General features: G+C 46.5%; 22 protein-coding genes. 7 read left to right on the forward strand and 15 right to left on the reverse strand.

Going from position 1 to position 26,325, the window contains the following annotated elements; all coding sequences use genetic code 11:
• Positions 1-12 precede the first annotated feature (12 nt).
• From lipA to ACTHQF_RS02055, 3 genes are read left to right on the forward strand one after another with little or no spacing between them, the layout of a single operon-like run.
• Positions 13-891: a lipoyl synthase gene (lipA, locus tag ACTHQF_RS02045; RefSeq protein WP_440428178.1), complete on the forward strand. Its 879-nt coding sequence runs from the start codon at positions 13-15 to the stop codon at positions 889-891.
• Positions 892-938: 47 nt separating this feature from the next.
• Positions 939-1,502 (forward strand): RNA polymerase sigma factor, encoded by a 564-nt coding sequence (locus ACTHQF_RS02050; RefSeq protein ID WP_440428179.1) that lies wholly within the window; start codon positions 939-941, stop codon positions 1,500-1,502.
• Positions 1,489-2,319, forward strand: a complete 831-nt coding sequence (locus ACTHQF_RS02055) for an anti-sigma factor (RefSeq protein ID WP_440428180.1) — start codon at positions 1,489-1,491, stop codon at positions 2,317-2,319. The genes ACTHQF_RS02050 and ACTHQF_RS02055 overlap by 14 nt, the downstream gene beginning before the upstream one ends.
• Here ACTHQF_RS02055 and ACTHQF_RS02060 read toward each other — a convergent pair.
• The 3 genes from ACTHQF_RS02060 to ACTHQF_RS02070 form a co-directional block, all read right to left on the reverse strand.
• Positions 2,312-3,226, reverse strand: coding sequence for an NAD(P)H-hydrate dehydratase (locus tag ACTHQF_RS02060; RefSeq protein WP_440428181.1), 915 nt, complete (start codon positions 3,224-3,226; stop codon positions 2,312-2,314). The genes ACTHQF_RS02055 and ACTHQF_RS02060 overlap by 8 nt on opposite strands.
• A 1-nt stretch (position 3,227) precedes the next feature.
• Positions 3,228-6,071 carry an excinuclease ABC subunit UvrA gene (uvrA, locus tag ACTHQF_RS02065; RefSeq protein ID WP_440428182.1) on the reverse strand — a complete coding sequence of 948 codons (2,844 nt, stop codon included), beginning with the start codon at positions 6,069-6,071 and terminating at the stop codon, positions 3,228-3,230.
• Positions 6,072-6,199: 128 nt separating this feature from the next.
• The gene (locus tag ACTHQF_RS02070; protein WP_440428183.1) at positions 6,200-6,937 is read right to left on the reverse strand and encodes a lytic transglycosylase domain-containing protein; all 738 of its coding nucleotides are present in this window, start codon (positions 6,935-6,937) and stop codon (positions 6,200-6,202) included.
• 268 nt (positions 6,938-7,205) lie between these two features.
• On the opposite strand from ACTHQF_RS02070, the gene ACTHQF_RS02075 reads away from it, so the two are divergent.
• A complete protein-coding gene (locus tag ACTHQF_RS02075; RefSeq protein ID WP_440428184.1) occupies positions 7,206-8,591 on the forward strand; it encodes a pseudouridine synthase in 1,386 nt (461 codons plus the stop codon).
• Between the two features lie 4 nt (positions 8,592-8,595).
• Positions 8,596-9,711, forward strand: a complete 1,116-nt coding sequence (locus tag ACTHQF_RS02080) for a lactonase family protein (RefSeq protein ID WP_440428185.1) — start codon at positions 8,596-8,598, stop codon at positions 9,709-9,711.
• 14 nt (positions 9,712-9,725) lie between these two features.
• On the opposite strand, the gene bshA is transcribed toward ACTHQF_RS02080, so the two are convergent.
• From bshA to tilS, 3 genes are all read right to left on the reverse strand, one after another.
• Complete coding sequence (bshA, locus tag ACTHQF_RS02085; RefSeq protein ID WP_440428186.1) at positions 9,726-10,853, reverse strand: N-acetyl-alpha-D-glucosaminyl L-malate synthase BshA; 1,128 nt, start codon at positions 10,851-10,853, stop codon at positions 9,726-9,728.
• Between the two features lie 157 nt (positions 10,854-11,010).
• Complete coding sequence (locus ACTHQF_RS02090; RefSeq protein ID WP_440428187.1) at positions 11,011-11,496, reverse strand: hypothetical protein; 486 nt, start codon at positions 11,494-11,496, stop codon at positions 11,011-11,013.
• Positions 11,496-12,851 carry a tRNA lysidine(34) synthetase TilS gene (gene tilS, locus ACTHQF_RS02095; RefSeq protein WP_440428188.1) on the reverse strand — a complete coding sequence of 452 codons (1,356 nt, stop codon included), beginning with the start codon at positions 12,849-12,851 and terminating at the stop codon, positions 11,496-11,498. Before tilS ends, ACTHQF_RS02090 begins: the two co-directional genes overlap by 1 nt.
• 52 nt (positions 12,852-12,903) lie before the next feature.
• On the opposite strand from tilS, the gene ACTHQF_RS02100 reads away from it, so the two are divergent.
• Positions 12,904-15,426, forward strand: a complete 2,523-nt coding sequence (locus ACTHQF_RS02100) for an OstA-like protein (protein ID WP_440428189.1) — start codon at positions 12,904-12,906, stop codon at positions 15,424-15,426.
• Here the strand turns inward: ACTHQF_RS02100 and rdgB are convergent.
• Both rdgB and ACTHQF_RS02110 read right to left on the reverse strand, forming a co-directional pair.
• Positions 15,403-15,972, reverse strand: coding sequence for an RdgB/HAM1 family non-canonical purine NTP pyrophosphatase (rdgB, locus tag ACTHQF_RS02105; protein ID WP_440428190.1), 570 nt, complete (start codon positions 15,970-15,972; stop codon positions 15,403-15,405). The genes ACTHQF_RS02100 and rdgB overlap by 24 nt on opposite strands.
• Entirely contained in the window at positions 15,972-16,673 is a 702-nt protein-coding gene (locus tag ACTHQF_RS02110; protein WP_440428191.1) for a hypothetical protein, read from the reverse strand. Before ACTHQF_RS02110 ends, rdgB begins: the two co-directional genes overlap by 1 nt.
• A 184-nt stretch (positions 16,674-16,857) precedes the next feature.
• On the opposite strand from ACTHQF_RS02110, the gene ACTHQF_RS02115 reads away from it, so the two are divergent.
• Positions 16,858-18,216 (forward strand): foldase protein PrsA, encoded by a 1,359-nt coding sequence (locus ACTHQF_RS02115; RefSeq protein WP_440428192.1) that lies wholly within the window; start codon positions 16,858-16,860, stop codon positions 18,214-18,216.
• A 57-nt stretch (positions 18,217-18,273) separates the two neighbouring features.
• Here ACTHQF_RS02115 and ACTHQF_RS02120 read toward each other — a convergent pair whose 3' ends face one another.
• The 7 genes from ACTHQF_RS02120 to mutL all read right to left on the reverse strand — a co-directional run bounded on the left by ACTHQF_RS02120 (position 18,274) and on the right by mutL (position 26,232).
• The gene (locus tag ACTHQF_RS02120; protein WP_440428193.1) at positions 18,274-19,167 is read right to left on the reverse strand and encodes a glycerophosphodiester phosphodiesterase family protein; all 894 of its coding nucleotides are present in this window, start codon (positions 19,165-19,167) and stop codon (positions 18,274-18,276) included.
• A gap of 115 nt (positions 19,168-19,282) precedes the next feature.
• Positions 19,283-20,143: a nuclear transport factor 2 family protein gene (locus ACTHQF_RS02125; RefSeq protein ID WP_440428194.1), complete on the reverse strand. Its 861-nt coding sequence runs from the start codon at positions 20,141-20,143 to the stop codon at positions 19,283-19,285.
• Positions 20,144-20,177: 34 nt separating this feature from the next.
• A complete protein-coding gene (cysS, locus tag ACTHQF_RS02130; protein WP_440428195.1) occupies positions 20,178-21,644 on the reverse strand; it encodes a cysteine--tRNA ligase in 1,467 nt (488 codons plus the stop codon).
• Positions 21,645-21,669: 25 nt separating this feature from the next.
• Entirely contained in the window at positions 21,670-22,782 is a 1,113-nt protein-coding gene (locus tag ACTHQF_RS02135) for an endonuclease/exonuclease/phosphatase family protein (RefSeq protein WP_440428196.1), read from the reverse strand.
• Positions 22,783-23,646 (reverse strand): rhomboid family intramembrane serine protease, encoded by an 864-nt coding sequence (locus ACTHQF_RS02140; RefSeq protein WP_440428197.1) that lies wholly within the window; start codon positions 23,644-23,646, stop codon positions 22,783-22,785.
• A complete protein-coding gene (locus tag ACTHQF_RS02145; protein WP_440428198.1) occupies positions 23,639-24,382 on the reverse strand; it encodes a rhomboid family intramembrane serine protease in 744 nt (247 codons plus the stop codon). Before ACTHQF_RS02145 ends, ACTHQF_RS02140 begins: the two co-directional genes overlap by 8 nt.
• A 2-nt stretch (positions 24,383-24,384) precedes the next feature.
• A complete protein-coding gene (gene mutL, locus ACTHQF_RS02150) occupies positions 24,385-26,232 on the reverse strand; it encodes a DNA mismatch repair endonuclease MutL (RefSeq protein WP_440428199.1) in 1,848 nt (615 codons plus the stop codon).
• Positions 26,233-26,325: the final 93 nt, after the last annotated feature.

Below are 26,325 nucleotides of genomic sequence, written 5' to 3' on the forward strand. Positions count from 1 at the left end.
TAACTTTGTATTATGATTGAACTTCCGGTTGTTTCAGCGAATCCCGTACAACGTAAACCTGACTGGCTAAGAGTTAAACTTCCAGTAGGTAAAGAATATGCGCAAGTCCGCAGTCTGGTTGACACACATAAGCTACATACCATTTGTGAGAGTGGAAATTGCCCCAATATGGGTGAGTGCTGGGGTGCCGGAACTGCAACCTTCATGATCCTTGGTAATATCTGTACCAGATCATGCTCTTTCTGTGCCGTTGCTACAGGCCGTCCATTGGCCGTAGATCTTGGCGAACCAGATCGCGTTGCGGAATCCGTGAAGCTGATGCAGGTAAAACACTGCGTAATCACCTCCGTAGACCGTGACGACCTAAAAGATGGTGGTTCCATCATCTGGGCAGAAACATTGAAAGCTATCCGCCGGGAAAGTCCACAGACCACCTTAGAAACCTTAATTCCTGATTTCAGAGGCATTTGGGACAACCTGTACCGTGTGCTTGAAGAACGCCCGGAAGTGATGTCGCACAACGTGGAAACCGTTAGAAGGTTAACTAAACAAGTTCGTATCCAGGCCAAATACGACAGAAGCCTGGAATGTTTACGCAGAATCTCCGAATTCGGGTTAAGAACCAAAACCGGTATCATGCTGGGCCTTGGCGAAACTGAGGAAGACATCTATGAAGCGATGGATGATCTTGTTGCAAACGGCGTACACATCCTTACTTTGGGTCAGTATTTACAACCAACCAGAAATCACCACCCGGTGGTAGATTGGATCCATCCGGACCAGTTTGCGAAATATAAAGAGGTAGGATTGGCAAAAGGCCTGAAGTATGTGGAAAGCGGACCATTGGTACGTTCTTCTTATCATGCAGAAAAACACTTGTTTGACTTTTAAAACAAAAGCTTAACCTTCTTGTTGTTGATCAGGTATTCCAAGCAACCTTGACAACTCCACAGAAACTTAAACTATCAGAAGAAGCACTTGTTGAGGCGCTTAAGCGCCGTGACATTATTGCCATGCGTGCTTTGTACGATATGTATGGTGCTGCCTTGCTTGGTGTTATCTTAAGAATTACCCAACATACGGAGTTGGCAGAAGACCTGCTGCAAGAAACCTTCCTTAAGATCTGGCATGCTTCCGATAAATATGATGCTACGAAAGGGCGTCTGTTTACCTGGATGATGAACATTGCCCGGAACCTGGCTATCGATAAGCTACGTTCCAAGGATTTTAAAAATGAAGGAAAAAACCAGGACATTGAAAATAACGTAGCTGTTATTGACAATCAAAAAAAACAAATCATTAACATTGAGCTATTGGGATTGCGCGATCTGGTATCAGGCCTTAAACCTGAACTTTCCAGCGTGCTGGAGATGGTGTATTATAGTGGATTTACCCATGCCGAAGCGGCAGAGGCCTTAAACCTCCCGCTGGGTACGGTGAAGACCAGGATCAGAATGGCAATTATAGAATTAAGAAAGCAGTTTAATTTTGGAAGACAGTAGCGCATATATCGAATCCGGAATCCTTGAACTCTACGTTCTGGGGCAGCTGTCTGCACCTGAAATGCTGGAAGTTGAGAGGCGGGCTGCGGCTTCCCCTGAGATCAGGCGGGAGTTGGAGGCGATTGAGATCGCACTGGAACGTTATGCGCTGGATAATGCTGTTGAACCGCGCCAGGACTTATATGCAGCGCTCGAAGCTAAACTGAACCCTGTACAACAAACTTCTTTCACCATCCAGCCCCCAGCTCCGGTCGCTGTGGTAAAGCAATCTAACAAACCTTTACAGTATGCCCTTGCGGCATGCGTGGCCCTCCTTGTTGTCAGCGGAATTGCTTTAATCAACGCGCATTCCAAGTTGAACCAGGCAGAGCAACAAATCATCGCCTTGAGGACGGAAAAGGACCGCTATGCCTCCAGCATGAATGTGATGAAGCAGACCAATGCCGAACTAAAAACCGTGGCTGACATGGTCGACGATCCCAACTGGGCTATTGTTCCGCTTGCTGGCACCAAGACCTCTCCTGCTTCGAAAATGATGGTGTACTGGAATAAAAAGAGTCAGGATGTTGTGCTGGATAAATCCAGGATGAAGCTGCCGGAACACGATCAGGCACATCAATACCAATTATGGGCGATAGTGGCTGGAAAGCCGGTAGATCTGGGTGTTTTTGACATGAAGACCGACAGTGCACAACTGCTGCTTAAAATGAAAGAAGTCGGCAAAGCAGAGGCTTTTGCCGTAACCCTTGAAAAACGTGGCGGTAGTGTGAACCCAACCATGGAAAACATGGTTGTATTTGCCGGGGTATCTATTTAAGCAGGTTCTTTATTATTTCCGGGATATGCTTTGCGACTTGGCTAGCGGTGACCACAAAACGTGTTGCTGCAAGCGCATCTCCTGAACTGCCATGCACATTTACGGCCAACACCGCAGCGTCCGCGCTGGAATAACCCTGTGCAATTAAGGCAGCGATAACACCCGTTAATACATCTCCCATACCGCCTTGAGCCATCGCCGAATTTCCGGTTTGATTGATGAACACATTGGAACGCTGATCTATAATAAAGGTATACTCGTTTTTGAGCACAATCACGATCTGGTGCTGTTTAGCCATCTCCCTGCCGGTTTGTATCCGATGAAACCAGGTGTGATGTTCCCCGAACAAGCCGTCAAATTCCTTTACATGTGGTGTAAGCACGGAACCTGCAGGAACACTGCTGAGCTGCTCGGGATCTTTTGCAAGCAAATTGATGGCATCCGCATCAATCACCAAGGGTTTGTTCCTGGCAAACGCTGCTTCCAATAAGGCGGCCACAGGTTCATCTTTTCCAAGCCCTGGCCCTACCGCAATGCTGTTGAACTTCTCCAGCTTGGAGGCATCTTCCAGGGCTTCACGACTTAAATACATGACTTCGGGTAAAGCGGTATTCAGCGCAGTCAAACCCGAAGCAGGAATAGATGCAGTGGTTAGTCCTGCGCCAGCATATAAACATCCTGTAGCGCAGAGCAATGCAGCGCCCATGGTCTGCTCCTGCCCGGCAATGAGTAGTGCATGGCCATAGGTGCCTTTGTGACTAAAGGATTTCCGGGGCTTCAGTAACCTTTTTACATCCTGAACAGTCACTAACTTGTATACGGCTGTGCTGGTCAGCCCTTCCCCTACGGTTACCGCAGCTGGTGCGGAGGTATCAGGGAGATAATTGCTCAGGATCTTGTGGTACATGTTAGCCCTCCATTTCTTTTTTTAGGAATTTACCTGTTAAACTTATTGGATTTTGAATCAGTCCTTCTGGTGTGCCCTCAAAGAGGATCCGACCGCCACCTGCACCACCTTCTTCTCCCAGGTCAATCACCCAGTCGGCAACTTTCACCACGTCCAGGTTATGTTCAATAACCAGCACCGTATTGCCTTTATCCACCAGTTCTTGTAATACGCCCAACAATACGTTGATATCTTCAAAATGCAGACCTGTAGTCGGCTCATCAAGAATGTAAAACGTACTGCCAGTATCTTTCTTAGAAAGTTCTGTCGCCAGCTTCACCCTTTGTGCCTCTCCTCCGGATAAAGTCGTTGAGGATTGTCCCAGGGTGATGTAGCCTAACCCAACATCTTTCAAGGTTTTGATCTTACGGTAGATCGCAGGCATGTTTTCGAAGAAAGTACAGGCATCCTCGATGCTCATATCAAGCACATCACTGATGGACTTTCCGCGGTAGCGCACTTCCAGCGTTTCGCGGTTGTACCTTCTACCACCACATTCTTCACATGGAACAGATACATCAGGCAAAAAGTTCATCTCAATGACTTTCATACCTGCACCCTGGCAGGTCTCACAACGACCGCCTTTAACGTTGAAGGAGAAACGTCCGGGTTTATAACCGCGGATCTTTGCTTCCGGCAGCTGTACGTACAGGTTGCGGATGTCTGAAAACACACCAGTATAAGTTGAGGGATTAGAACGCGGCGTACGCCCGATTGGCGCCTGATCAATCTCAATCACTTTATCAATATCCTTTAAGCCGGTAATTTTCTCGTATGGCAGTGGATGTTTCTTGGCGCGGAAGAAATGATGATTTAAGATCGGGTATAAAGTCTCCGTGATTAAACTGGATTTACCACTCCCGGATACGCCGGTTACGGCAATCAGCTTACCCAATGGGAAGTCTACAGAAACCTCCTTCAGGTTATGACCACTGGCTTTGATGATGGAAACTTTGTGGCCATTTCCTTTCCGTCTTTTCTTAGGAACCTCAATAGCCTTGCGGCCGTTCAGGTATGCAGCGGTTAAAGTGTCTGATTTCAGGATCTCCGCAGGTGTACCCTCGGCAACGATCCGTCCACCATGTAAACCGGCAGCCGGGCCAACGTCGATCACGTGGTCCGCTTCCAGGATCATGTCTTTATCATGTTCTACAACCAATACGGTATTGCCCAGGTCACGAAGGTTCTTAAGTGCATTGATCAGCCGCTCGTTGTCACGTTGGTGCAGGCCAATACTTGGCTCATCCAGAATGTACATGACATTCATCAGCTGTGATCCAATTTGTGTGGCCAAACGGATCCGCTGCGCTTCTCCCCCGGACAGGGTTCTTGCGGTACGATCCAGAGAAAGGTAGTTTAAACCTACATCACTTAAAAAGCCCAGTCTTGCACGGATCTCCTTCAAGATCTCGCGTGCAATGGTATTCTGACGCTCGTTTAAGCGGCTTTCCAGATCTTCATACCAGCTGCGTAAGCTGAGGATATCCATCTCGGAAAGTTCAAAGATGTTCTTGCCGTCAATCTTAAAATGCAGGCTTTCTTTTTTCAGCCTCGCGCCGTTACAAACAGGACAGGTATGCAGCTTGCGGAATGCTTCGAGATCATCTGTGGAGCCGGCAGATTTTTTCTCCTGCTGCTCTTCAAGTAGCTTGATGATACCATCAAACGTTACCTGATAATTCTGAACATTCCACTTATTATATTCTACGGCCACGGAAAGCAATTCCGGTGTACCGTTTAAGATTAGGTTTATCGCTTCTTCACTCAGCTTTTCAATTGGTGTAGACAGCGAAAAGCTGTACTTCTTGGCCAGTGCCTTAAGCACCTGAAACATCCAGATGTCGCGGTACTCCCCAAGCGGCGCCAGTCCACCGTTGATGATGCTCAGCTTAGGATTCGGCATCACCGATTCTTTATCTACAATAAAGATGTAACCAAGCCCGTCACAACGCTCACAGGCACCATATGGCGAATTGAAAGAGAAACTGTTTGGCTGGGGTTCATCGTAGGAGATGCCTGTGGTCGGACACATCAGGAACTTACTGAAATGCGATACATTGTCGTCCTTATCGCTGATCTTGATCACGCCCTTGCCCATCTTCATCGCTGTAGCGATAGAATCCTGCAGACGCTTCTGATCCTTTCGGTCTACGATCAGCCTGTCGATCACGACCTCAATGTCGTGGATCTTATAGCGGTCTACCTGCATCTTCAATCCGATGTCCTTGATCTCGCCATCTACGCGCACCTTCGTATAACCTTGTTTACGGATTTGCTCGAAGAGTTCGCGGTAATGCCCCTTACGGCCTTTCACTACTGGCGCAAGGATGTTCACCGGAACATCGGTGTACTTATTATATATGGCATTGAGGATCTGATCGTCGGTCATGCGCTCCATCCGTTCACCAGTATTGTAGGAGAACGCTTCTGCCGCGCGGGCAAAAAGCAGACGCATGAAATCGTATATTTCGGTGATGGTGCCGACGGTAGATCTTGGATTTTTACTGGTGGTCTTTTGCTCGATCGCAATTACAGGGCTCAGCCCTGACACTTTGTCCACATCCGGGCGCTCCATACCCCCCATAAACTGGCGGGAATAAGCGGTGAATGTTTCCATATAACGGCGCTGACCTTCAGCATAGATGGTATCGAATGCCAGGGAGGACTTTCCACTCCCACTTAACCCGGTGATTACCACCATCTTATTCCTTGGGAAGGAAACGTCTATATCTTTTAAATTATGTACCCGGGCGCCGTAAACTTCAACATCTTTTTGTTCGCCGAGATCAACATTGTTTTTACTCATATTCAAAATTAAGCGCTAGTAGAGCCTTTATGTAGGTTTAGCAAATTTGCAGCCACAAAAAAGCCGGATAAATCCGGCAAATTTAAGGTAAATCAATGCAAACTGGTGTTGTTGCAGCTTGATTCCGCTTACTCCGCGTTGTAAGCAAGTAATGTCTTAGATTCTTTGTATCCGTGCTTGGAAGGATTTTTAACGATCTCCTTCATAGAAATCAGCTTATAAACGTAACTGCCGGTTTCACGGTTCAGCTTCATTTTATAATAGTTATCCTGTTTCTGACGGTTGATCTGTTTCTTCATGTGGTTGTCACCAACATTGTATGCTGCAGCGACAAGGGTCCAGCTGCCGAATATATCATAAAGATCATTGAGGTATTTACATGCGGCGATGGTTGATTTACGTAGGTTCTTACGCTCATCGATTTTACCGTTTACCTTCAGGCCATAACTTCTTGCCGTACCAGGCATGAACTGCCAGTAGCCTGAAGCACCTTTTGGAGAGGTCCCACCTCTGAACCCGGACTCTACCAGGGGCATGTATTTGAAATCATTTGGAATGCCATGAGCTTTCAAGATCGGCTCGATCACCGGGAACCATTCGGCAGCCTTTCTATGCAGACGATTGGTCTGCGTTTTCCCATAACTATAAGATGCAAGGTAACGTTTCATTTTCCGCTTCACCCGGGCATCCGCCACTGGAAGTGTTTCCTTTGCAAAGTTTAGTTTCGCCTTCGGTTTTAAAGGCTTTTCTTCTTTAAGAACTGGTGTAACAACCGGTGCTACTACCGTATTTTTCGCTAATGTTTGTGCTTCTTCAGCACTCGTTTTTTTTGTCTGGGGCAGTTTGAGAACTAACACTTTTGCCATAACCAGTAATGTTAGAATTACCGTACATGTTATTATGTGTTTCCTTATCATTTTCCTCCTTTTTTAGGTTAACAAATAAGAGCGGCGACAAATATAAGTTATATTGATCTAATTATCAAGCTTTTACAGAATTACCTTCCAAAAGTGGGCTTTAAACGGCCATCAGATACGATTTTAAATATCTTCATCCGGCTGAAAATAAGCAAGCTAGAATCGGCGATTATTCTTAAATTTGCGCTCGCATTAAACATGCAGTTAACACAGTCTTATGATGAAAAACAACAACAGGAACAGTCGGGATGACAAGTCCACCCCAGGTAACCGGAACAGTTCGAACAGGCGCCCCGCCGGAACTGAAAGTACCTACAAAGGCAAACGGACTTTTGCCGACAAAGAAGGAAAAGAAGGCGGATATCAAGGTAAAAAACCTTTCGCCGATAAAGAAGCAAGAGCTGACAAGTTTAGTGGAGCAGGCCGTAATTCTACGGGTCGTGCGGAAAATACCGGAACATCCCGTGGGGCGAGTCGCCCGGAAGCTGGTAGCACTTACAAAGGAAAACGTAATTTCGAAGATAAAGAACCGAGATCATTCGGGGATAGAGAACCAAGAAAAAATAAATTTAGCGGAGCTGGAAGACCAGGTGCTAGTCGCCCGGAAACTGGTTCAGGTTATAAAGGCAAAAGACCTTTCGAAAACAAAGAAGGTAGAGATGCTGGCGAAAGCAAAGGCCGCAGCTATATCAAAAAAGATCAGTTCGGTGCTAAAGGCGATCAGCCGGCAAGAAAATTTGAAGACCGCAAAGGTGGCGCTTCAAGAACAACCGACAACAGACCATTCCGTAAGCGTGATTCAGAGGCTGGCGAATACAGACCAAGCTTCTCTTCAGATCGCCCGGTGATGCGTGTAAGGAAAGATCAGCCGAAGAAAGCAGATGATGGATTGATCCGTTTAAACCGCTACATCGCCAACTCTGGCATTTGCTCCCGCCGTAAAGCGGATGAGCTGATCGCTGCAGGCGTAGTTTCGGTCAATGGTGTTGCCATTTCAGAACTTGGCCACAAGATCGATCCAGCAAAGGACGAAGTAAGATATAATGGTGAATTACTGAAACGTGAGAAGAAAACTTACGTATTGTTGAATAAACCAAAAGACTACATCACGACTACTGATGATCCGCAGGAACGTAAGACCGTAATGCAGCTTGTTGAAAAAGCAAGCCGTGAACGCATCTACCCGGTTGGCCGATTGGATCGTAATACTACAGGCCTATTGCTGATGACCAACGATGGTGATCTTGCAGATAAACTTTCGCATCCAAGAAACGGCATCACTAAAATCTATCATGTAGAACTAGACAAGAGTTTAAGTCAGGGTGACCTGAACAAAATTCAGTTTGGATTGGAGCTTGAAGATGGATTGATTAAACCAGATAACGTATCTTACGTAACCGGAGGATCAAAACGTGAGGTTGGCATTCAAATACACAGCGGTAAAAATCGCATTGTAAGAAGAATTTTTGAACATCTGGGTTATGAAGTTGTTAAATTAGACCGTGTGGTTTATGGCAACCTAACCAAGAAAGACCTTCCGCGTGGCAGATGGCGCTACCTGGAAGAGCATGAGCTGATCCAGATCAAACATTTAATAAAATAGTAACATGAAAAAAAGTCTTTTCCTCCTGCCGTTTTTATTCTGCAGCCTGCATTCAAAAGCACAAAGCACGGAATATAATCTATTGATTGGTACATACACCAATACCGGTAAGAGTGAAGGGATCTATGTTTACGACTTTAATACTAAAACCGCGGCATTCAGAGCTAAAAGCATCACCAAGAATGTGATCAATCCAAGTTACCTGACGGTAAGCAAAGACAACGCCTTTGTTTATGCAGTGAATGAGGATGGCGCAAACAGCAGTGTTAGTGCTTTTAGCTTTGACCCGGTAAAAGGCAGCCTGGAACCGTTGAATAAGCTTGCTACCAAGGGTGCAGATCCTTGCTTTGTTATTGCAGATGATGTAAATGTACTTTCCGCGAATTATTCGGGGGGAAGTATCTCCGTTTTCGGGCGGGACAGTTCAGGTGCCGTGAGCGGGCCTAAGCAGATCATCCAGCATAGCGGTGGCAGCGTAGACAAGAGCCGGCAAGAAGGTCCGCATGTACATCAGGTCCGATTTAGCCCGGATAAGAAATACATCATCTCCAACGACCTGGGCACCGATAAAATTTACATTTACAAATATCAACCTACTGAAGCCAGTAATGTGCTTGTTGCACATGACAGCGTAGCCGTTAAGGCAGGAACCGGCCCCAGACACATTACGTTTAGTAAGGATGGTAAGTTCGCCTACCTGCTGACAGAGATGGGCGGCCTGGTTTATGCTTACAGCTATAACGATGGTAAGCTTACCCTGCTACAGGAGACTGCAATTTTTGGCAAGGACTTTAAGGAGCAAAGCGGCGCTGCAGACATCCACCTGACCCCGGATGGCAAGTTCTTGTATGCTACGAACCGTGGAAACGCGAATAGCATCACCAGGTTTGCGGTACAATCGAACGGTAAGCTGGTCAAGAAAACAGAAGTACCGACACTGGGAAAAGGTCCACGGAACTTTGCCATCGACCCTTCCGGCAATTTCCTGCTGGTTGCACATCAATACACCAATGACGTGGTGATCTTTAAGATCAACAAAGAAACCGGTGCCTTGACAGACACCGGTAAACGGATTGAATTAGGCGCGCCAGTATGCCTGGTATTCGCGCCTGTTAAATAAGCCAATTTAATTTATTATGCCTTCTGAATTACATCGGTATAATAACCAATGTATATTGGCAGGACTTTCTTCAGATCGAAGTCATGCGCACGTTTGTACGCGTTTTCTTTGAAGCTTTGCAGTACGGCATCATCTTCGAGGATGTTTATCGCATTCGCCGCCATATCCTCCACATCACCAACGTTACTCATGTAACCGCAGAAACCATTTACGTTAAGTTCCGGCAAACCGCCTGCATTGGTGGTAATGATCGGTACGCCACAAGCCATGGCCTCTAGTGCTGCCAGCCCGAAGCTTTCCGACTCTGAAGGCATCAGGAACAGGTCTGATACGGCAAGGATTTCTTCTACAGCATCCTGCTTTCCGAGAAAACGTACATGTTCGGTAATGCCCAGATCACGGCATAATTGCTCATTGTAAGCACGTTCCGGTCCGTCACCCACCATCAGTAACTTCGAAGGGATGGTCTGCTGGATTTTATGGAACATCTTGATTACGTCGAAGGTCCGTTTTACTTTCCGGAAGTTTGAAGTATGGATCAGGATGCGCTCATTGTTTGGCGCAATCGCCTTTTTGAAGTGATCTTTAGGCTTTAAACTGAAGCGGTTGAAATCGATGAAGTTGGGAATAACTTTGATTTCCTTTTTGATGTCAAAGTGTTTCAGGGTATCCTCTTTAAGGTCCTGCGACACCGTAGTGATTCCGTCAGATTGGTTAATGGAGAAGGTAACTACTGGTTTATAGGTTGGGTCTTTGCCTACCAGCGTAATATCAGTACCGTGCAGCGTAGTAACCACTGGAATGGCAATGCCATAACTTGCCAGGATCTGCTTGGCCATAAAAGCTGCCGAAGCATGCGGAATGGCATAATGTACATGCAGGAGGTCGAGTTTTTCAAAACGCACCACATCCACCAACTTGCTTGCAAGCGCAGATTCATAAGGCGCATAGTCGAACAGCGGGTAATCCCTTACAGATACTTCATGATAGAACAGGTTGGCGGAAAAGAAATCAAGCCTTGCTGGCTGACTGTATGTGATAAAGTGAACTTGATGGCCCTCATCGGCAAGCGCCTTACCGAGTTCTGTGGCAACGACGCCACTCCCACCAAAGGTTGGGTAACAAACAATACCTATTTTCATTAGCGAATATTTGTATTATATAATGACGCGATCTGGAGCGTATGTATCGCATTAAGCAGCATACTCATGAAGGTTCATTAATGATTTTTATGTGGCGCAAAGAACACGACTTAAAGTGATTATAGTGTTAAACAAATGCAATTTCTTTTTGTTGCGCCTACTTGCTCATCTCGTCTTTGATGACGAGGTACATTTCATTGGGGCGCTGGGTACCGATGTAATATTCCAGCCCGTCACGATCGGTAAGTACTACGGCATCGCGGCCGGAAGAATAAAAGCGAATGCTGCCTTTGCGATGCAGGTTGTACACCGGATTGTTGAAGAAGAAATTGTTGTACTGGTCCTTGCGAACACTTACAATGCTGTTGAGATCGATCTTGACCATTTTGGCGGTCCATAAGCCGTCCAGGATGAGGCTTTTATTAACGATGATGGTCTTGTAATGAATTAAGAACAGCAAGAGGATAGAGATCCCGATGATACCAAAACCAACCACCAGAAAGAGATCCTGCGTATTGTCGCGGTCACGCTCGTAAACGTATGCCGCGAAACAAAATGCGGCAAGTAGCAGGCGGATACAGATCCGGATGTAATCTCTGCCGATATACTGTTTCTCTAGATAAGCGTATTTTTGGTTACTCATTACTTTAATTTCAGTTCGAATATAGCGACTTTTTTTGTTGTCGCAGTGACTTTATATCTATTGTCCTGTCGCATGCCAGCCACCCAGATGATGTCGCCATTACCATTGATCAGCAGCGGGATCTTGTCTTTCTCCGGCAAAGGCACCTTCTCATCGATGAAAAAGTCGCTCAGCTTTTTATGGGTTTTCATACCCAGTGGGACGAATACATCACCTGGTTGGCGGGTCCGAAGTATCAAAGGGTAGATCAGCAGCTCATGATCTACATAGGCATTGCCGTCGATGTTGTAGCTGTTCCCCTCCGCGTAGCGGATGTTTAGCACATGATCGGGCAGGTCAATTTGCCGGCTTGCCGGGTGGATGATCTGGTTAATGCCCGGGCCTTGTTCCCATTCAGCGCCGGACGGTTTCGCCGCCAGCGGCGTGATGATCAATCGATGACGGTCCAGCGTGATCCGGTGGGTACTGCTGTAAAAAGAAGTCCCGGTTTGTTTATCCAGGGCGGCAAGCACCTCCAGCGTTAAAGACTCGTTGAAGTTATAGGGCTTCAATAGCTCGTAACAAAGCAGCTTTTGTGGCTGCAGGGTTCTGATGGCATCGATTTGTATGGAAACGCAGGTTTGGGTTTCTTCAAGCAACTTGCTCCTGAGCGAAAGCACGGTTTGCTGGATGATCATTTCTGCTTCCTGGAAGCGTTGGATATTCTGTGCGAAGGTTTGTTCCAGCCCTGGGTTGATGGCTTTTAGCTGTGGGATAACATGCAGCCGGATCTTATTCCGGGCGTAATGATCCGATAAGTTAGAGCTATCTTCAACGTAGTCGATGTTTTCTTTTTCGATCAAGGTTTCGATATCTTCCCTGCTGAGGAACAGTAAGGGGCGGATGAGGCGTTCTCTTTTCGGGGCGATGCCATGCAGGCCCGAGATCCCTGTTCCTCGGCTGAGGTTGATCAGCATGGTCTCGATGGCATCGTTCTGGTGATGGGCCAATGCTATCGCTTCATAACCTTCCGCTGCGCGGATTTCCTCAAACCAGGCATACCTTAGGTCCCTGGCAGCCATCTGTGTGGAACAGCGATGTGCTTTTACATAGGCTTTGGTATTGAAATGGGTAACGTGAAATGGAACATCTAAGGTTGCAGCGAGCATCTTGACGAAGGCCTCATCGCGCATGGACTCTTCGGCACGAAGCTGAAAATTGCAGTGGGCGATACCAAAATGCAATCCTGCCTGTTTAAATAGATGCACCATGAGCACCGAGTCCTTACCTCCGCTGACAGCCAGCAGGATCTTTTGATCTGGCTCAAAGAGCTGATGCCGGGAAAAGAAAGCACGAAAGCTTTGCAGAGGTAACATCCGGTAAAATTATTTAATTAAAAATGGGAAGCAAAAAAACTAACTTTGTATTGTGCAGAAATTACACTATTTACTATTTTTTATACTCCTACCCTTTACTGTGCTCGCGCAGAAGCGCACCAAAATTACCCTGGTAAACTCGCAGCATAGTACCGTCGACCTGAAGGCGAGTATTTCTTACCTGCGGAAGCCTGTTTTTCAGCAGGATAACGCTATCCTTCGTTGCGACAGTGCCGTATTCTTTGAGGCACGCAACGTCTTTGAAGCTTACAACAACGTACACATCAACCAGGCGGACACGGTGAACATCTATTCCGACAGGCTAACGTATGATGGAAACACCAAGATGGCGCATTTGTCGAGCAATGTGCGACTGCTGGACCGCACCTCTGTGCTAACCACAAACATCCTGGATTATAACATGAACACGAAGGTGGGAACCTATGTGCAGGGCGGTAAAATTGTGAGTAAAGATGCCAAGGGTGGTAATGAGGTCACCGTGACGAGTAAGAACGGATACTACTTTGCAAATACAAGGGATGCTTATTTCAGGTATGACGTGGTGGTGGTGAGCCCGGAGGTAAAGATCCTTTCAGACACCATGCGTTACAACACGCTGAACAACTGGACCTACTTTTATGGGCCGACAAACATTAAAGGGAAAGACGATAATCTATATACGGAGAACGGTGCGTACAACACCAAATCTGAGTATGCTTACTTCGGAAAACGAAACTTGTATACTTCAGGCAGTAAATCCCTTAAGGGCGACAGCTTGTATTACGACGGTATTGCCGGTTATGGTAAGGCGGTGCGGAACATTGTGTTCAGTGACACGGTAGACCGTACGGTGCTTTATGGACAGCTTGGGTATTATTACAAGGCGGATGAACGTGCGCTGGTAACGAAGAACCCCTATGTGGGCATGGGCAAGGACTCGGTTAGGGTGAACGATGTTCTGCGGCCGGATACCCTCTGGCTTGGTGCGGATACACTGGAGACGCAGATGGTGTTGCGGCAAACGCTGAAGCTGCTCCCCCGGCCTGTGGTAAAAAAGGATAACGAGATCGGCTCGGATGCGGTGCCAGAGGGAGAAGACCCTAAAGCAGCACGCCGGAAAAGGAATGCTGCAGCGCAGGCTGGTAATGGGGAGGGGAATGAGGCAGGTAATGCACCGCCTGATTCAACCGGGAAGCAAGTGACACCGAGGGATTCTACCCTAAAAACACCGGTTCCCAAACCCGCAGATTCGGTAAGGAACAAGCCTCCGGTCAAGCCTGCTGATTCGGTCAGCAAGACTGTGCCGCGAAAGTTGGGCACTGCTGATTCTACGGCTACTGATTCGGTCGGCAAGACTGTGGCGCAAAAGCTGGGCACTACTGATTCGACTGCTTCGGCGAAGGTCACCGGGGCTAGGGCGAAGATCACCGGGGCCAAAACAGCTGCCGCTGCAGATACAACGAAAAACAAGACCCCATTAAAGGCTGCGCCTGTCCTGAATCCATCGGATACGGTGAAAGTGCGTACCATAAAGGCCTATCATAATGTTCGGGTTTACAAATCAAACCTGCAGGCCAAATCAGATTCGCTATTCTACAATAGTGCCGATTCGACCTTAAGGTGGTTCCACAATCCGATTATGTGGGGTGAAGGTTCGCAGCAAACCGGTGACACCATTTACCTGCAGATGCGTAACTCTAAATTGAGCTCCGTGCAGGTATTACAATCTGCTTTTGCGGTGAATGTAGAAAAAGATTCTGCGCATTTTAACCAGGTGAAGGGCAAGGTTATGACCGGTTTCTTCAAAGAAGGTAAAATCCAGACCTTGTATGTAGACGGAAATGCGGAAAGTATTTATTTTACCAAGGATGACAACGTCTACAAAGAGATGAACCAAACGGTGAGCAGCAGGCTGAAGATCACCTTTAAGGATGATGAAATTGCCGACCTGCTAACGATAAAGGAAGCGGAAAGTGCGATCACGCCACTTTCCCAGTTGAAGGAGGATGTTTTTCTTACTGGCTTTATCTGGAAACCTGAACTGCGGCCGCTATCAAAGCGGGATATCACCAATCCGAAGGCAAGAAAGGCCGCAAGTACGGCTAAGAAGCCCGCCGGACCTAAAGGGAAGGCTGCTGCGGCACCGGACAAGAACGATCCTGATGCGGAAGAATCGGGGGTAAAAAGAACAGACACCACGGTCAAAGCCAATGCGGCCGCTGCAGCGAGGGGTAATGCTGCAGGAAGCGAAGAAAAGCAACGGGACAGCACGAAGCGCCTTAGCCCAAATCAGACTAAAGCGGCTGCAACAGCTGACAAATCCGGCCTGCAAACAGATACAACGGCAATAAAGCGCAGTGTTAAAGATACGCTGCCTGCAGATAAAACCGCGGTTTCGGGCAGCCCTGCGGCTAAGCCTGCAGCTCGTCCTGCAACAGGCCAAAAAGCTCCTGCAGCTGCGCAAAAAGGTTCAGCAAGCGGTCAGCAAAAAGGTGCGGCAGTCGGTCAGCAAAATTCTGCTGCAGGGAAGCAGAAAACAGCGGCAGACACCCTATCGAAGAAGCCAGTCAAGTAGCTGTTTCATCGCCAATGCCCGGTGACTGATGGCGTTCTTTTCCGCCATAGACATCTCGGCAAGTGTGATCTCGTAGGCATCTGGCTGGAAAATGGGATCATAGCCAAAGCCATGGGATCCTCTGGGCGCAAGGGTTATCGTTCCGTTTAGTTGTCCTTCGAAGAAGTATTCCTGTCCGTCTACGAGTAAAGAGATCACGGTCTTAAACCTTGCTTTACGGTTGCTTTCGCCCTCAAGTTTCTGCAACACCAGCTGGGTATTCGCGGCATCACCTTGTCCGCTATATCTGGCAGAATAGATCCCTGGCTTCTGGTTCAGCGCTTCTACTTCCAGTCCGCTATCATCACCGAAGCAGTCCAGCTGCAATCGTTCATAAACATAGTGGGTTTTCAAAGAAGCATTCTCAGCGAAGCTGTTCCCGTTTTCGGGGATTTCTTCGGTGATGCCTAGCTCCGTTAAACCAGAAACATGATATTTGCCAGCCAAAATGGCCTGCACCTCTGCAAGTTTGTTTTTATTATGTGTTGCGAAAACGAGTTGTTTCATTAAAGTTTGATTTGTTTCAGACTACCCCAAAGCAGCTTCTTGGTCGCTGCATCTCCACTTAGTGGATCAAGATTGCTGGAGAAGATGAGTTTGCTTTCCGCCGTAGTTACGATGCTGTTATACGGCGCATCATGGACGCCTAGTTGATCCGGGCTAATGCCGAAAGCAAACACATATTGTGGTTTGAAATACTGATAAAGTGCCTTGAAATTCGCACCATCACAGGAAGCATAGTTAACCAGTGCACAATCATTACGGCTCAGCCCAATAGCTTTCAGGATATTGCCCAATAATTCCCGGCCCGCTAATGTGCTCACCGGATGCTGTTCATCATTGACCAGGATCAGGATATTACGCTCATTTGCACCTACATACTGGAAGGTTTTAGTGGCTGGCGCTTGTGCTACCGGAATTTCAGGCGTCACAGTTGTTGGAACTTCTTGTATCGATGCTGGTTCTGCCGCAGCGGGAACATTAATGTTCAGCGCAGGGATTGCAGGTGTGGCAGGTAGGTTTGGTGTTGTAATTGGCTCCGCCTGCGGAGCTGCCTTTGCAACGGGGGGTGCTATACCGCTTTGATCCTCCTTTGCAGCTGCCAACTTGGGGCTTCCGGCATCCGTTTGGGCCGTATCCACCAGAAAAATATCTTCAGTAAAAAATAAACGTAAGGCTTCGGGATTGTTCGTTAATTGATCAGACATGCTATGCTTTGAACAGGAATCATTTTTCTGTTAAAATTAGTTAAATATCTTATTATAGCCCCCTAAATTGTTACTTTTATACCTTAATATGAATTGCTTGCCCGATGATCTGCAGCGTTTCCAAACAGGCTTATCATTCATCACAACAGCGGCAAGTGGTTTATACAAAACAGGACAAAACAGAATGAAGAAATTTTTATTTATGGCAGGCGGATTAATCTGCTTGTTTTTAAACGTTCAAGCCCAAAAGAAGAACATTGATAAAGTGGTTGCGGTTTTGGGTAACAACATCATCCTTGCTTCTGAACTCAATCAGCAGTATGTGATGTACCTTAACCAGGGTAACCCACCTGATGAAAAGGTAAAGTGTTACATCTTACAGCAAATGTTGGTACAAAAGCTACTGAAACAACAGGCTGAAATTGACTCCGTTTACGTGGAAGAAGATCAGGTGGATAATGAGGTGGACAGAAGGATGCGTTACCAGATTCAACGTGCTGGTGGTCAGGATCGCCTGGAAACTTTCCTTAACCGCTCCATTCTGCAGTATAAAGACGAGATCAGACCAGACGTGCGCGATCAGTTAATCGCTAACAAAATGCAGGGCAAGATCACTGAAAACGTGTACATCACGCCGATCGAGGTAAAAAAATACTTTGATTCCTACCATAAAGACAGCTTACCTGATATCAATACAGAATATGAGATCGGTGAGATCGTTATGCACCCGGAATTGACGAAAGCTGAAAAACAAAGGTATTATGACAAGCTGGATGCAATCAGGCTCCGTGTGAAAAGCGGTGAAGACTTCGGATTCCTGGCTAAGACCTACTCGGAAGACCCTGGGTCTGCAGGAGATGGTGGTGACCTTGGTTTCTTCGACAGAAGCGTGATGGCCAAAGAATTTACCTCCTGGGCTTTTAAATTGAAAGCTGGTGAAGTTTCACCTGTATTTGAAACAGAATTTGGGTACCATATCCTGCAAGTTATCGAACGCCGTGGGGAACAGGTTCATGCGCGTCACATCCTGGTTCGTCCGCAGACCACGCCACAGAGTTTAGAGCGCCTGAAACTACATGCAGACTCCATCTACAAGAACATCCTTGATAAAAAACTTCCATTCTCTACTGCTGCATCGCTTTACTCCGATGACAAGGAAAGCAAGTACAATGGTGGTATGAAGTTGTATTCTGATAATGTTACTGCAAGAACTACTTACATCCCGGCTGACAAGATAGAGCCTGGCGACTTCCTGGTGATCGATACCATGAAAGTTGGAAGCGTTTCCAAACCAGTATCATTTACTGGTCAGGACGGCAAAGAAGGTTACAAGATCATTCTACTGAAGTCCAAGATACCACCACATAAAGGTAATCTGGAACAGGACTATGCGAAGTTCAAAGAACGTGCACAGGAACAGAAAATGGACAAGGTACTGAGCGAGTGGTTTGAGAAACGCCGCGAAAATACTTACATCAAAATTGACGAGGAATTCACCGATTGTAGTGACCTCAAGATCTGGACAAAAGGAGCTGCTAAATAGCAGTACACCTTATAAAATAAAAAGAGCCTGTTTGATGCAGGCTCTTTTTTTATGTCTTTACTTCTTCTTCCCCGCTGGTTTCACCATCTGGTAAATGTTCGGGAAGTCTGATACCACCCCATCTACACCAAGCCCGATCAGGTAATTAAGATCTTTCAGGGAGTTTACTGTCCATGGGATGATCTTCACCCCCATATCGTGGCAACGCTCTACCAGGCTCTTCCCTACAAGCACGTAATACGGACTATATACCGTGGGTTTAAAGCCCAGTGTTTCTATATTTTGCTCGAAATCTACTTTCTCGTCAATGACCAGTGAGGTCTTGATCTTTGGATAATGCTCATGCAGGTATTGCAGGGTACGTATATCGATGGACTGAATCATTACCCGTTTACTGATCTTTTTCTCATTCACCACGGCCATAATCAGCTCCACGAATTTTGAAGGCTCAGGTTGAAATTCTACATCCCCTTTGCGGATTAGGCTGGTTTCAATGTTGTAGTATGGCTTAGAACGTTTAGTCGCTTTAGCATGCGCCTCTGCGGAGTCAATGACCTCAGCCAGTAGTGGCTTGTATGCCTTATATTTCTGCTGTCCTGGAAAGCGGTTGTGCACCTTGCTCCCAACATCAAACTTCTTCACTTGCTCGTAGTCCATCTTGAAGATGTTATAGTTCTTCTGATCCTTTAGCGTGATCTCTTTTCCCTCTGGTGTAAGGCTAAACTCGTGATTGAAATACGGCTCGTGGGAAAGCACCGGCTGACGGTCTTTGGTGATTACCACATCCATGTTTAGCGTTGTAACACCAAGATCCAGGGCGCGAAGCATACCACCCACGGTATTTTCAGGCATTAAGCCCCGGGCGCCCATATGGCCCTGTAGATCAAACTTCTGAGCAGATGCATTAAGGCTCAGTGCTGCCAGGGCGATAAATAGGTAAGTTTTTTTCATGTATGATATAATTTATTAGATAACGTAGAAACGCCTTCTAAATGGTTAATTGCTTGTGTAAAAAGAAAAGGGTTCCTTAAATGAATAAGAAACCCTTTTCTATAAATAGCTTGTATTAACGTTCTGCAGGTGTATAGATTTGCAGGATCAAGTTCCAGTTATGGTCTGGCTGACGTTCGTAGATATTCACGTAGTGAAAGCTTTCCCTTAGATCCGCTTTATAGTCGATTGTTGCTACGCCGTAGGTATAGGCAAGATCGCCGCCAAGTGCTTTATCAGCCTTCGTGGTTTTGAACGAAATCTTGCTCACCATACTGTTATAAAAAGCAAGCATATTATCTTTTCCAATGATTGGCTCACGTCCGGGAAACAACAATCTGGCCTCCTCACTTAAGAAGCCGGAGAATGCGGCAATGCCGTAAGATTTTAATGAAGTCTCCAAGGTTTTCTCCGTGGTCAGGATAATACCTCTACCAGTTGCGATATCCTTATCGTTGGTGTATTGAGGTCTTGAAAATTCCTTTGGCTCAATAAACTTTGTGGTCACCTTGTTCAGGGGCTTATTATGCGTAGTACCAAGATCAAGCGCGAGTTGCCATTTACCATTCACCATTTTCCAGATGCTCAGGTAATCTCCATAGGTCTTTTCCGCAGCCTCATGGATGTAAGCGCCCGTGCTGAAACCCCAGTCGCCACTTTTTGACACCCGTGCATAAGCAGGCGCCCAGCTTAGTCCTTTTGTATCTTCAGCCTTAGCGTAGTGCTCCCTGGCATTTACAGGATTGGGTGAAAAGGTGATGGCATCTGCCGCAGCATACTGCGCGTAAGCGGCCTTTGTGCCATTCTTCGCCACGCTTGCTGCGAATTCCTTTTCTGTATTAACCAGTGATTTGGTCGTACCATCGTTTTTTTGTGCAAAGCCGGATAGTGCAATGGTGGTCGCTACAACGGTGGTAAATATATTCTTTAACATCATGATCTTCGTTATTTGTGCTAATATAAGGTTTGTATTACATTTTATTCCAGGTGGTTCCCTCTTTGCTGTCTTTTAACAGGATACCCATGGATTGAAGACCAATCCTGATCTTGTCTGACGTCGCATAATCCTTGTTTTCTTTAGCCGCCTGACGGATGTCGATCACCAGATCCAACACCGAATTGAGTTCCTCATTCGAGGCATCTTCATCCTTCAATCCAAATACATCGAAAAGGAAGTCCTTCATGATGCTTTTCAGCAGTTCCAGGTCCGCAGCATTAATGCGTCCTTTACCATCATATACGGTATTGATGATCCGTGCAGCTTCGAACAGTTCTGCAATTACCACAGGACTATTGAAATCATCGTTCATCGCTGCGATACAGTTCTCCTTAATGCTGGCGATGTCGAACTCACTTTGCCCTTCAGCATCCGCCACCAGCTTATCCATTACATGCACCGCGTTCATCAACCTCTTAAAGCCCTTTTCGGAAGCATCCAAGGCCTCATTTGAGAAGTCAAGCGTACTGCGGTAATGTGCCTGCAGCATAAAGAACTTCACCGTCATCGGGCTAAAGCCCTTTTTAAGTAAGGGGTGGGTACCGGCAAAAAGCTCATGTGGTAAAAAGCCGTTACCTGCACTTTTCGACATACGGGTACCGTTTACGGTTAGCATGTTGGTATGCATCCAGTATTTTGCTGGCTGCACATGGTTGCAGGCTTCAGATTGGGCAATTTCGTTCGTATGGTGCGTTGCAGCTAGGTCCATACCCCCACCGTGGATGTCGAACTCGTGACCCAGGTATTTCGAGCTCATCGCCGAGCACTCAATGTGCCAGCCCGGGAAGCCCATACCCCATGGTGATGGCCACTGCATCAGTGTTTCGGGCTTTGCCTTGATCCATAGCGCAAAGTCCAAGCGACCGCGTTTCTCGTCCTGCCCACCCAATGCACGCGTATTATGCAACATGTCTTCCAGGTTGCGGTTGGTTAATATCGTGTAGTTGTATTTCTCGCTGTACTTTTCCACGTCGAAATACACATTACCGTTGATCTCATAAGCAAAGCCATTGGCGATGATCTCCTTCACCATCTCGATCTGCTCTATGATATGGCCCGTAGCAGTAGGTTCAATGCTCGGAGGTAAGGTGTTGAACATGCCCAGGACCTCATGGAAACCCAGGGTGTACTTCTGCACGATCTCCATTGGCTCCAGCTGCTCCAGCTTGGCTCGCTTAGCGAATTTATCATCCCCCTCATCACGATCGCCTTCCAGGTGCCCCGCATCAGTGATGTTGCGCACGTAACGCACTTTATAACCGCAATACTTAAGGTAGCGGAAAATAAGATCAAAGGAAATGAACGTGCGGCAGTTACCTAAATGCACATCACTGTACACCGTAGGTCCACATACATACATGCCTACATTAGGACTATTCAAAGGCTCAAATGGCTCTTTTTTTCTAGATAAAGTATTATAAAGCTGTAAGCCGTTTATCATTGGATTAAAATTATATTCTCGAATATTAAGGGTTCATCCGGAGATCTGCACGTACCGGAAAATGGTCCGAAAGCTTGGCATTTTTCACCAGATGGTTAACAATCTCGATGTCTTTTGTTGTTGCAATATAGTCAATCTGAAAGTTCGGGAACTTACCGTTGTACGTACGGCCCAGGCCCCTGCCCTGTTCGTCAAAGCTCTTATTTAGTTTACTGGTCAGCTGTGTCACGGCGTATGATGCTGGGGTATCGTTAAAATCGCCGGCAATCAGGAAAGAGGTCGTACAGGAATCCATGTGATTTCTCATGATGTCGACCTGTTTAGCACGCTTCTTAAAAGCCATGTTCAGCATACCCAGGATGCGCTTTGACGGGCGCAGCTCCGGATCCATTTTCTCACGCACTTTGCTTATATACTTGTAGTCCATAGGTCCAAAGGAGATGCTCTGGAGATGTACGTTGTAAATCCGCAGCGTCATATTTTTCACTTTCAGGTCTGCCCAGATACTGGTATTTCCACCGTAGGCACCATCAAACTCAATTACACCCTTGTCTTTAATGGGGAATTTGGAAAATATGGCCAGGCCGGTAGACTCATAATCGTTCTCAGAGGTCGGATAGAAATAGAAAAAAGGTGTTTTTAGGATATCCTGTAAGCTATCCGTCATATCATAACTGCCCTTCTGCCGGGTATAATACTCCTGAATGGCAATCACATCCGGATTTTCCGCTTTAATCAGGTTAAGAATCTGACTTTTCACCGAATCTGAATTCCCTTCATCATAAGGGCGGAAACCATGCACGTTGTAGGTCATCATCCTTACCAGCCCGGTATCCGCTTTGGCCCCCTGACCTTCTTCACCCGTAAAACGGAAAGTAGAAGTCAGCGCATTCCAGCCCAGGCCGATGATCAGCACACTTACAAATGCGAACACCCAGCGTCTGCGGATCACCCACCAGCAGATCATGAAGATGTTTACCAGCAAAATATAGGGATATGCAAGACCAAAGAAAGGGATGTACTTGCTATCCCGTGGATCCACATAACCTGCTATACTACCCAGAATTAGTGCAGTGAGCAATCCCAAGGCGAGCAGTCTAACTAAAATATCTAAAAGGGTTAATTTCCTCCGCTTCATTTAATGATTACTGGCTTTAAACAAAGTTTCCTTCTCTTCTTTACTTAACTTATCATAACCTGATTTAGATATTTTATCTAAGATGGCGTCGATCTCACTTTGTGCAATAGTTGAGCCGGATTTTGATGATGAAGGATTATAGGCTTTGTTTTTAACCACTTTCAACTTTGGCCTTTTCTTGAACAAATTGCTCCAGTCTGTTCCACTGCGAAGCATTTTGATGTATGCAAATCCGAAGATCGCACCACCGATATGCGCAATGTTACCCCCGGCGTTGGCAGAGCCCACACCAATGATGGATAAGAGCATGTAAGCCAATGCAAGGTACTTCAGCTTTACATTACCCAGGAACAGCATGCGGATCTCGTAGTCCGGCACCAGTGTTGCCGTAGCGGTCACGATAGCGATTACGGCTGCCGAAGAACCGATCAGGTGTGCCGTTGGAATAGAGGGGCGAAAAACCGGAAAGGCATAGAAAGCAGCGGTAAACAGGATTGCCCCACAGATCCCTCCTGCAAGGTAGATGAAATGAAACTGCCGGCTGTTCATGAAGTTCATAAATATCTGACCGAGCCAGTAAACCCACAACATGTTGAAAAGCAGGTGGAAAAAGTTATCGTGAAAGAACATGTAGGTCAGCAGTGTATAAAACCGCAGCGGCAGGGCCGTAACATCAGCCGGAAAGGCGAAGTATTCTCCAATGAATGCAGCGATGCCACCTGAACCATTTCCAGAAAGAAACAGCAATACACCCAGTAATGCTGTTACAATGAAGACCATCGCGTTCAGCCCGATGTATAAGAATATCGGGTTTCCTGAACGAAAAACTTTGTACTTCAAATCCTCAATAAGGCCGTTATTCATAGTAATCGTAATAAGTATGTCTATCCCTATCCTTCCAGATCTTTACCAGGATGAAGCCCAGTAAGGCGCCACCCAAATGCGCATAATGCGCAACCGAATCACCCTGAAATTTAGCAACACCCAGGAATAATTCTATAACGATATATACCGGCATAATGTACTTCGCTTTAATCGGCACCGGTATAAACATAATGTACATCTCGACATTCGGGTACAACATTCCGAATGCAACGAGCAGGCCAAAAATGGCACCAGAGGCACCTACCATTGGGCCGATGTAAATGCCCAGTAAGGTTTGTCCCTGTTCACGTGTCAGTCCGGGTAAGTTTACACCGGCCATACCTTCTGCAAGGTCTATCGTAACCGCTCCATGGTTCACAATGGAGCCGGTAATGTTGTAAACCTCTATAGACTGTACCAGAAGCTGTAATGCCAATGCACCCAAGCCTGTGATCAGATAAAAGTTAAGAAATCTTTTTGGCCCCCACCTGTTCTCCAGCACACTGCCGAACATGTACAAGGCAAACATATTGAACAAAATATGCGTAAAGCCACCATGCATAAACATGTAGCTGATGGGCTGCCAGATCTTAAACAAAGGTGAGTCAAAATAGAATGCACCAAGATAATATGCCAGATCTATGCCTTTCGACTGCATCACCCAGGTCGCAACGAAGAAAAGAATATTGATGATCAGCAGGTTCTTAACTACTGGTGGGATCTGGATATTATTCATGTTTATCGGTCAAATTTTTTGTCTATTTCCGTAAGTCCAATGGTTTGGATCACTGGCTTACCACTAATGCTGAAGTTTGGTGTCTTGCAGGCAAACAACTGCTCAATTAAAGTATTCATCTCCTCCTGCTCCAGGGATACGCCACTCTTGATGGAGCTGTTCCTGGCCATACTTCTGGCCAGCGCATCCCTTTTATCTAACTTCAATTCCTGTTGGGAGTTTTTAAAACCTTCAATTAGGTGCTCAAAAAGCTGCGTCTCGTTGAAATTGTTACTCCCAAGGTCTACAGGGATACCCTCAATCACCAAAGTGTTCTTACCAAACTCCCGCACCTCGAAGCCCAGGCTTTTGATATCCTCCAGCAGGCTCTTAGCAAGCTCAAAGTCGTTCGGACTCAAAGTTACGGTCTGCGGGAATAGACTCTGTTGCGAAGCACCCTTACGATCTTCCAGGTGCAACAAGAAACGCTCATATAGAATACGCTCATGTGCCGCCTGCTGATCAATCACCATAATACCAGATTTTATCTGGGACATGATGTATTTGTTATGCACCTGCATCAGTTGCTTTTGAACCGGCGCAAGCTTTTCGTCTTCACCTTCCGGATCAAGCTCCAGCGCTGCCTGTTCCTGTGGCTGGTGTTTTACGATCTCATATAAGGAGCCCCAGTTCTTGCTAACGGCCGGCTGGTAATCATTTGAACTCTGATAAGCATACTCGCGTGTTGTGCTTTTGCTTTCGCCAAAAGGGTTAAAGTCGGGGTTGAAGTTGATGGTCGGCGGCACAATATCTTCCGGCTTCTTCAGACTGATCATGCTGCTGAACCCGGTTTCCTGGTCAAAGTCTATACTCGGACTGATGTTAAAGCGCCCTAAAGAACGTTTAACGGCAGAGTGCATGATCGCATAAATGGATTTCTCCTCCAGGTATTTGATCTCTGTTTTTGTAGGGTGCACATTCACGTCGATCTTTGCAGGATCGATATCAATAAAAAGCACATATAGCGGGAAGTTCTCCTCGGTTAATAGTTCCTCATAGGCTTTAGTAACCGCATGATTCAGATAGCCGTCTTTGATAAAGCGGTTATTCACAAAGAAGAACTGCTCGCCACGGGTTTTCTTGGCAAACTGTGGCTTACCGATAAAACCTTTCAGGTTGATGATCGAGGTTTCTTCCTCCACGGGAATCAAACGCTCGTTATAGTTGTTTCCCAGCAGGTGCACAATCCTTTGCTTCAAGCCGGAAGCCGGCAGGCGGTAGATCTCCTGCCCATCGCTATGCAAGCTGAAGGCAATGTGTGGATTGGCCATGGAGATCCTTTGAAACTCATCAATGATGTGACGCATTTCCGCGGGATTGCTCCGCAGGAAGTTCCTTCTGGCCGGGGTATTATAAAATAAATTCTTGATGCAAATACTGGTTCCTGCAGGTGTAGCGCAGGGTTCCTGTTTAATGAAGGTGGCACCTTCAATTTCGATCATGGTTCCGATCTCATCTTCATGGCGGCGGGTTTTCATCTCCACCTGTGAAATTGCGGCAATAGAAGCCATCGCTTCCCCACGAAAACCCATGGTCCGGATGGCAAATAGATCTGCTGCTTTGCGCACTTTCGATGTCGCATGGCGCTCAAAGCACATACGGGCATCCGTAACACTCATGCCGCAGCCATTATCAATCATCTGGATCAATGCTTTTCCTGCGTCTTTAAGGATTAATTGTACTTTATTCGCACCTGCATCTATGGCATTCTCCAGCAATTCCTTTACTGCTGATGCGGGTCTTTGAACCACTTCCCCGGCAGCAATCTGATTGGCAACACTATCGGGTAGGAGTTGTATGATATCTGACATTTAAATCTCCGGTAAAGTCGCTAATTTAGCGATTATTAGCCTTAACTGTAACTTCTTTTCTATAATAGGTGTTATATGACGCAGGCCGTACAA

It is taken from the genome of Pedobacter sp. SAFR-022 (assembly GCF_051965375.1).
Lineage (GTDB): Bacteria > Bacteroidota > Bacteroidia > Sphingobacteriales > Sphingobacteriaceae > Pedobacter.